The organism is Algoriphagus aquimarinus (assembly GCF_900112005.1).
GTDB lineage: Bacteria > Bacteroidota > Bacteroidia > Cytophagales > Cyclobacteriaceae > Algoriphagus > Algoriphagus aquimarinus.
In genome coordinates this window covers 516,454-525,014 of the sequence record NZ_FOKK01000001.1, presented here as the reverse complement: position 1 = coordinate 525,014, position 8,561 = coordinate 516,454, and the positions used below count along the sequence as shown (strand labels likewise).

At 41.4% G+C, this 8,561-nt stretch carries 3 protein-coding genes; 1 reads left to right on the top strand and 2 read right to left on the bottom strand.

Translation table 11 applies throughout. From position 1 onward, the window contains the following. Positions 1 to 262: integrase core domain-containing protein (locus BM291_RS02325; RefSeq protein WP_139229024.1), on the top strand; the 262-nt coding region annotated here is incomplete at its 5' end. A gap of 61 nt (positions 263 to 323) precedes the next feature. Here BM291_RS02325 and BM291_RS22450 read toward each other — a convergent pair. Both BM291_RS22450 and BM291_RS02315 read right to left on the bottom strand, forming a co-directional pair. Further along, positions 324 to 4,253 (bottom strand): nuclear transport factor 2 family protein, encoded by a 3,930-nt coding sequence (locus BM291_RS22450; protein ID WP_092894553.1) that lies wholly within the window; start codon positions 4,251 to 4,253, stop codon positions 324 to 326. Next, complete coding sequence (locus BM291_RS02315; protein ID WP_092894552.1) at positions 4,250 to 8,134, bottom strand: sensor histidine kinase; 3,885 nt, start codon at positions 8,132 to 8,134, stop codon at positions 4,250 to 4,252. The genes BM291_RS22450 and BM291_RS02315 overlap by 4 nt, the downstream gene beginning before the upstream one ends. Between the last annotated feature and the right edge of the window lie 427 nt (positions 8,135 to 8,561).

Sequence of the window (8,561 nt, the reverse complement as noted above, 5' to 3'; positions counted from 1 at the left end):
AGATCCATTGGAGAATGCATTGGCAGAACGGATAAATGGAATAATAAAAGAAGAATACCTGGACTGCTATCAAATAGAAACTATCCAGGAGGCTACTTTGCTCTTAGAAGAAGTTGTCAAGCTCTACAATCAGGAAAGACCACACATGAGCATTGGGAACCTGACACCGGAAGAAATCCATCAAACCAATCAAAAAACAGAAAGGCTATGGAGAAACTATTACCCTAAAAAACGTACTCTTGTAAATCCATTACAGGACTAAATGAAACTGTAAATCTATACCAGTATTTAAACTCTAACCTGTAAACTTTTTTTAGGACGAGTCATGAAGGTTCAAAGCCTTCTCCCCCTTTTGAGCCTGTCCCGATGTTTCGGGAGAGTTGGGGGGTAGTTTTCGCCTTATCGTGAACAGCGTAAAAAGCATTGTTTACCAAATTCAGAATCACTCTTCCAAGGTCCTTCCCGATGATATTTATCTTGGGAACTAAGGGATCTAGTTCCAGTTTAAAGTCTGAGTTGAAGCTTTTGTCTTTGGCTCGAAGACCATGGTAGGAAAGTCGTAGGAATTCATCTGCAAGTGCATTGATATCTGTCAAAGTTTTTTCACCTGAACTTGATCGGCTATGCTCCAGCATTCCTTTGACGATGGAGTCAGCTCGCTTACCATGATGATTGATTTTGATCAGATTTTCTTTGATATCAGCAGAGAGGGCTTTCACTTCTTCCATATCACCTTTTTCTATTTCCTCCATCAACTCGTCAAACATTTCACTGCTGACTTCGGAAAAGTTATTCACAAAATTCAATGGGTTCTGAATCTCGTGGGCGATGCCTGCTGTTAGTTCACCCAGGGAAGCCATCTTTTCAGATTGTATGAGTTGGGCTTGTGTAGCCTGAAGGTCCTTCAATGTACGCTCCAGCCTTAGCTTTTCTTCGACAAGTTTTTTGCCTTGTTCTTCTTTTTGCTGCAAGTCAAGAAAACGGGTGTAGGTCAAGTCAAATACTTGTGCAAAGCTCTTGAAGATTTCTTCCTCCGCACAAGGCACTGCGGTGATGATGACCAAATAACCAGTTTTAAAATAGGCTGCATGCAACTTTTGCCAAGTTGGTCGTTCGATGCCTTTTTCGTCCATCTCATCAAAGAGCTGCTTCGCGATCGGCAAACTTACCAGCCAATTGTAATGCTCAGAGAGCGCATCACCTTCCAAAACAACAGACCGTAAAGCTTCACCTTTTTGCCATCCCTCATATAAGGAAGCATGTGCAAAATCACCTACGTTTGGTAGGAAAAAACCTCGAGTGAAACCGGTATCCATACTTAGCCACCACTCGTCTTCTTTGCGATTTTCTTCACATAAGACAAAACCACAGGTCCAGAGATTGGATACTAATCCATTCATCTCGTTGAATAAGACAGTTGCCACATCTCCAAGCTCATCGGATTGCTGCATTCCCATAGTTCTGGATCTTACCCGCTCAAGGGCTGTTTCAATTTGAGATTCTTTAGCCCTAGCTTCTGCTTTTTGAAGATCGAGAAAGCGCGTATAGGTTTGGTTGAAAACCTTGGTAAACCTTTGGAAAATAGCATGTGCTTCTGGCACCCGTTCGTAGGTAATAAACAATAGAAATCCTTGGTCGAATTTGGCCAAGTGATTGACCTGGAAGGTAGGAAGCGAAATACCGGCCGCATCAAATTGGGCAAAAACGGATTTCAACTCTGGCAATTCCCCCAAATAACGATAATGCTTCACCAAGTCTTCTCCACCCTGCTCGTAAACAAATAATACTTCACCTTTAATGATTGCCTCATACCACGGCTGTAAACTGATATGTTCTGTCAGTGGAAGTCTAAATGAGGGTTGTACTTCATTTTCACTGCTCATCCAGCACAAAGAGGATTTTTTGTCATCCGAGAGAATGTTGTATCCGCAGCTCCAAGCTGGAATTCCCAATTTTCTCACTTCATTAAAAAGCACATGGGCGGCATCAGGCAATTCATTACTATGCTGCATTCCCATGGTTCTACTTCGTATTTTTTCTAATGCTGCTTCAATCTGCGCTTCTCTAGCTTGTGTTTCTGCTTTTTGAAGATCGAGGAAGCGGGTATAGGACTGCTCGAAGACTTTTCCGAAGCGTTTAAGAATATCATTTTCTTCTCCAGAGAACTTTTTTCCCGACTGATTGATGATGAAAATACTGGTATGCAATGACACAGAACAGGATCTGGTATAGCCTCCAGGACTTGAGAGGATTTCATTTTTTTCATTGGCCTTTAGATTAGACCATGGTTCTTTTGTAAACAAAAAAGTAAAGAATTCCTTTTTCTCTTCTTGGGTAAACTCTTCAGTAAAAAAGGCTGGCCCGCCCTTTAGCCCCTTGACCAAATTCGTGTAAAAAGGCTTATCAAAATAAGGGATATGAACCTCATCTGAAGTATTGGCCGTTCCACCGGATCCCCAGCAATGAAGTTCTTCTTCAATTTCACTGTTAATGGCAATAAATGATCCTCCAAAAATTCCAATTTCCAACTTAATTAATTCCTGATGTACGGTATGGATTACATCTTGCAATTCCGAGGTGGCATGCATAGCCAGAGATCTGGATCTAACTCTTTCCAGAGCCAATTCGATTTCTGCTTCCCTTGTCTGGGCTTCTGCTTTTTCAAGATCTAGAAAACGGGTAAAGGTCTGTTCAAAAACGTTAGCGAAACGTTGGAAAATAGCATAAGCATCCGGCACTGGCTCATAAGTGATATAGAGGATGTAGCCATGCTTGAAGAAAGCAACATGATCGATTTGGTAAGTAGGTAATGAGATACCGGATTCTTCCAAGGCTTTCAGCGAATCGCCGGCTATTGGGATGGTTTTCAGGTAATCATAGTGCGCCTTACATTCTTCTCTTGCAAACTCCTTCACATAGAATTTTTCTCCCCGCTGTCCCCTTTCATAAAAATCTAAAAAAAATTTCTCTCTGGGAGTTTTGTAGAATGGCAAACTCCCATTGGCACTGCTAAACCATTCGTAGTCCCCGGCTTCATCTTCTGCATAGATATGAAAAGCACATCCCCAAGTTTGGATGCCCAGGCTTCGCACTTGCTCATCTAATAGAATAGAAGCTTCTGCCAATTTCGAACTTTTATGCATCGCCATGGTTCTTGCACGAACCCGCTCCAAGGCTAACTCAACCTCTGCTTCTCTTGCTTGTGCTTCTGCTTTTTGAAGATCCCGGAATCGCTGATAAGTCAATGAAAAGACCTGATGGAAACGCTTAAATAAGGACAGACTTTGTTCATCCAAAGCGTTATACAACGTGAGTCCTAGGCCTCCTTCACCAATCGATAGGAAACAGTAACCCAACTCATCTACCCCTTCTAAAAGTGGATCAGCGAGGTGGTTTTCCTCCTTGCGGTGCATGCGGAATCCTGTTAATTCCTCCCCTGTCAATGCCCCTAAAAAATGACTATCCCGAGTGGCAAGCATCTGATTGACCATTTGCTGCTCCACCGGATTTTTGAGGTATTCGGTTCGCTCGATGACGTCCTGATCATAGCCTGGAAAATATTGGTAGCAGCGATAAACCTCTTCTTTGGATTCGATGATGGCCGTCTGCACATTTCGAATTTGTTTGACACCTAAGACCTCAAGTTGATAAGCAATAACCCGGCACACCTTAAGCATGTCATCTGGGGTTTTCATTCCCATTGCCACTGTTCTGACTCTTTCCAATGAAGCCTCAATCTCCAGCTCCTGATTTTTTCCTTTTAGCTCAGCGGTCCGTTGTTCTACTGCCTCTTGAAGCCGTTTGTTTTCAGCTTTTAGCGCATCTGCTGCAAAGGCTTCTCCTTCAGTCGCCTTCATATCAGGATAGGACCCGTGCTGATGCAAAGCGATCCAGCCAGTATTTGTTTGTGACAGAAGGGAGGACATGCGAAAAGGGCCATAATACGTCCATTCTCCTTCTATTTTCACATAGAGATCTGTAAATTCATTGACCATCAAGTAGTCACCATAGGGAAGTACCTCGATCTCTCGATTACGAACCTCCGCCTGATCAACCATCTGATCATGGATAGCATAACTGTAGTCCAAAATCTCCTTTTTGGAATGCCAGATCTCTTCCTTGGTCCCACCAATATTGTAGTAATTCTCCGCTATAAAAGTAGACCAGACATCAAAGTCACCTTTCATATAAGTTATCCAAAAGGTATCGAGCCATTGAGCTAGCTCTGCTTTTAATGCTTTGGTAATTATCATGCGAATCTGTCTTTGATCGGTAAAAAAATGATCATTTCTGTGCCTTCTCCTTCAGTGCTTTTCACCCTCAAATCTCCACCATGAGCCTTGATGATATCGTAACTCAAAGACAAACCAAGACCGGTGCCACTACCTGTAGGCTTGGTAGTAAAGAATGGTTGGAAAATCTTGTCTTTGATAGCTTTTGGGATTCCTCCGCCATTATCCTCTACCGATATTTCTACTCCTCCGGTATTCCCTGCAAGGTCTACTAATCTTGATCGTACGATTACTTTTGGTTTGTAATCTCCCAGATCGCCGTCTTTGCTTTTGAGGTCTTTAGATTTACTATCCACAGCATAGAAGGCATTATTTATCAGGTTCAGAATGACTCTACCGATATCCTGACGTACCACATCCACCTTAGGAAGGCTAGGGGCTAATTCTGTTGAGAAATCAGCATTAAAACTTTTATCTTTTGCACGCAAGCCATGGTAGCTCAATCGCAGAAATTCATCAGCAAGTGCATTGAGATTGGTAGGTTGTACATCACGTGTGTTTACGCGGCTGTGCTCCAGCATTCCTTTTACTATGGAGTCAGCTCGCTTACCATGATGGTTGATCTTCGTCAGATTTTCTTTCAGGTCATTGGAAATCTCTATTGCGAGTTGAGTATTCCCCTGAGCCAATTCCTCCTGCATCTCATCGATCAATTCGACGCTGACTTCCGAGAAGTTATTCACAAAATTCAATGGGTTCTGAATCTCATGGGCAATCCCTGCGGTAAGTTCTCCCAGTGATGCCATCTTTTCAGATTGGATCAGTTGCGATTGAGTAGCTTTTAATTTGGTATAGGCTTTCTCGATTTCTTTGGATTGTGCCACTTCCCGCTCCAAACTTTGGGAGCGCTCCTTCACTCGAATTCTTCTTTTCAATTCGGAGTAAGCCGCAAAAATCACTAGCCCCAGAACTACTAGGTAAAGGGTATATGCCCACCAGGTTTTCCACCATGGAGGAAGAATGGTAACCACAATAGAAGTTCCCTCCTCGTTCCACACGCCATAGGCGTTAGAAGCTATGACTTTGAAGGTATATATGCCAGGTTCCAGATTGGTATAAGAAGCAAAGTTTCGATTATCATAAATCCAGTCTTCATCCAGCCCTTCCATCATGTGAGCGTATTGATTTTTGGTAGGATTGGCATAGTGAAGTGCAGCAAATTCGAAGCTGAGATCATTCTGATCGTATCTGAGTGTGATGGATTTGGTAGAAAGCAGATCTTCATGCAGTGGAGAATCTTCTCTCATATCATACACTGAGCGATTGGAAATCGAAAGATTCGAGATGATAACAGATGGCGGAACTTTATTTGAAGCTATAGTAGCAAAAGTGGTTAGGCCATGATCTCCTCCAAAATAGAAATCACCGGTTGTGGTTTTGCCAGAAGCTAGCGACAGGAATACATCACCACCAATTCCATCCTCTTCATTGTAATTGATAAAGGTTACTTTATTCAGTGATTCATTTCGGATCATTTGGATCAATCCATTTCTAGAAGAGAGCCACATTTCTCCGTTTTCGCCTGGAAGGATAGTTTCCAAAAAGTTGGTAGGCAAGCCATCTTCTTCAGTGTATTTGGTGATTTCTCCGGACTTGGGGTCCAAAATATTTATACCTCCATAAGTAGCCATCCAGACCAGCCCGTTTTCATCTTCAAACACATCATTGACTTGTATACTGCTTAGCGTAGTCGGGTCAAGCGGATCACTGGTGTAGTATTTCACCGCATTTGTTTCAGGATCTATTTGGGTTAGACCGGCGTTTAGGCTCGCTATCCAGATGTATTTTTCTCCTATTTCAATGTCTGAGATATTAGGATCCTGAATGATTATTTCAGCATTTTGTTCATTGATGTTCACCACTTTTGCCTGACTTTCCGATTGGTTTTCCTGCTTGAAAATCGCTACGCCATACAGTGGAAGAAACTCAGGCTCTGGAGCATTCCAACTATTGTAATGGTGGCTATCATCAGAAGAATATCGAAGAGAGTAGGTTCCCGGAGAAAGCTCAAGTTGGGTGATTTGCATTCGATTCTTTGGATCGCCTCCAGCGAAGAAACTGTCTCCAAATAATTCCATTCCTGCGATAGTCTCTCCCGCAGGATTTCTCAGCCACCCAAAATCTGCCATGCTGACAAGATCTCCTTCGCCAACGGTCACTAAAAAATAAGTGGCTTTTTCTGTGATTTTTACTTCTTTGGTGAGTTCTTTATTGTCAGTGACCTTATCTATAATGGCTAAGGATTCATCATTTTGAAGCCAATTTTTCACCTTAGTGATAATCTCCTCAGAATACGTTTTGGCATACTGGCTTACTATTTCCTTATAAGTTTCTGTTTTTGGGTCAAAAACATTTAACCCTCCATTTGTTCCAATCCAGAGTTTGCCAGTCCGGTCTTCCTTAATCACTCGGACTTGATTATTTATAAGGCTCTTCTTATCCTCTGGATCATTCTTGAAACGCTTGATTTCATTGTAATCTTTATCCATTTTTATCAAGCCATCACCCCATGTCCCTACCCATATGGTGCCATCTTTTTGCTCATAAATAGACCGAGCTGAACCTCCGAACATGTCGTTAGCGGAAGAAAAATTGACCTTTTTGATTGATTGATCAGAACTATCAAAAATATTAATGCCATGACCACGAGTTCCAATGAATACTTTGTCAGGGTTATTAGTAGAAGCATAAAGTCCAAAAACACCTCCAGGACTAATTGATTTTGGTTCCTCCGGATGATTGCTGTAATATTTGAAAGGTTTGTTGATCGGATCATACTTGAATAGACCGTTGCTAAGTGACCCAAACCAAATAATCCCGCTGGAATCAATTAGCATATGGGTAAATCGATGAGTCCAGCCACCTGAATTTATTTTTCTATTACCGGGAATGAGAACCTCCTGAAAAGAATCACTATTCCCTTCAAACTTCAGTACCCCTCTGAAATTATTCAAAATCCAAATATTGCCATCCCGGTCCTCTTTGATGGAATTAAGATGACTATACACATCTTCTAGCGCATAATCATACTGGGCTAGCAATTTCAGCTCCTTTGTGGCTAGATCATACTTATTAATCTCCAGTCTGCTGGTAATCCAGAGAATCCCGTCTTTATCAAAAAATAGATCAGAAATGCCGTTTACAGTAGAGTTAAAGTCAACAAATTGGCCAAATTCTATAGGTTTAAACCCTGCTGCCCCTTTGGTAAGATGCATTAATCCGTAGGTAGTAGATCCCGACCAGATTCCGCCTTCCTTATCTTCCATTATCGGTAAGCTGAGTCCACCTCTCTCTTTTTTTGAGTCCTTGACCTCATAAGGTGCCAGAACCCAGGTGTCATTCGCGGAATCATATTGCACGATTTCTTTGGCTAAACTGGCAGCCCAAATCCTTCCTTGGGAATCTATAAGTATGTTGAACACTCTTCCAGATCCAAGAGCCAAATCAAAAATTTCCTCAAAATCATAGTTAATAAAGGTATTTTTTGATCGGTCATACTTGGTAACACCTTTGTCGCTGGATATCCACAAATCATGATTTTTATCCTCCTCAATATCAAAAGTGACATTGTTTTGAAGGGAGTTGGGGCTACCTATGACATTCCGAAAAGTCTTCCAAGTGTAGCCATCATAGCGCTGAATCCCGTTGCCAGTTGCCAACCAAATCAACCCATAACTGTCCTGCATCACATCCATGACCTGAGGCGAAGCGAGCCCATTGGAGATAGAAATTGTTTCTAGCTGAATTTCCTGGGCGTCAATCTGAAACGTCAACAGAACAAAAAGTGAAATAGTAAAAATCTTAATCGTACTGAACTTTGAACTTATTATTGAATCCTTCATCTATATAAAAATTTATTAGCGTGTAAAAGGCGACCTTAATCATTAAGTACTTACCCTGAAGAAGGGATTTGAATGGAAATGAAAAATTCCCTATAACATCTTAAATCGACAGGCGTGGATTTTCTTTCAATTGTAAAGTGAAGCAAAATGAATCTGGTAAAACTTGCATGTCTACTAAAAATATTACTATTCTAATTAATCACTTAATTATCTGAAAATAAGTGATTACGAAGAGAAATCCATCCGTTTCAACGTAATAAATTGTATTTTTTGAATCTTGTGACTAAAAAAATGAATCTTATAAAAGCCTTTTTTGGTGATATTCCATTGAAAATTATGAGTGACTTTGTCTCCTTCAAAACAGGATCAAATAGAATGGTGAACCTAACATGAGCAATGAAAAAACGGTACCGCCGAAAACCGATCC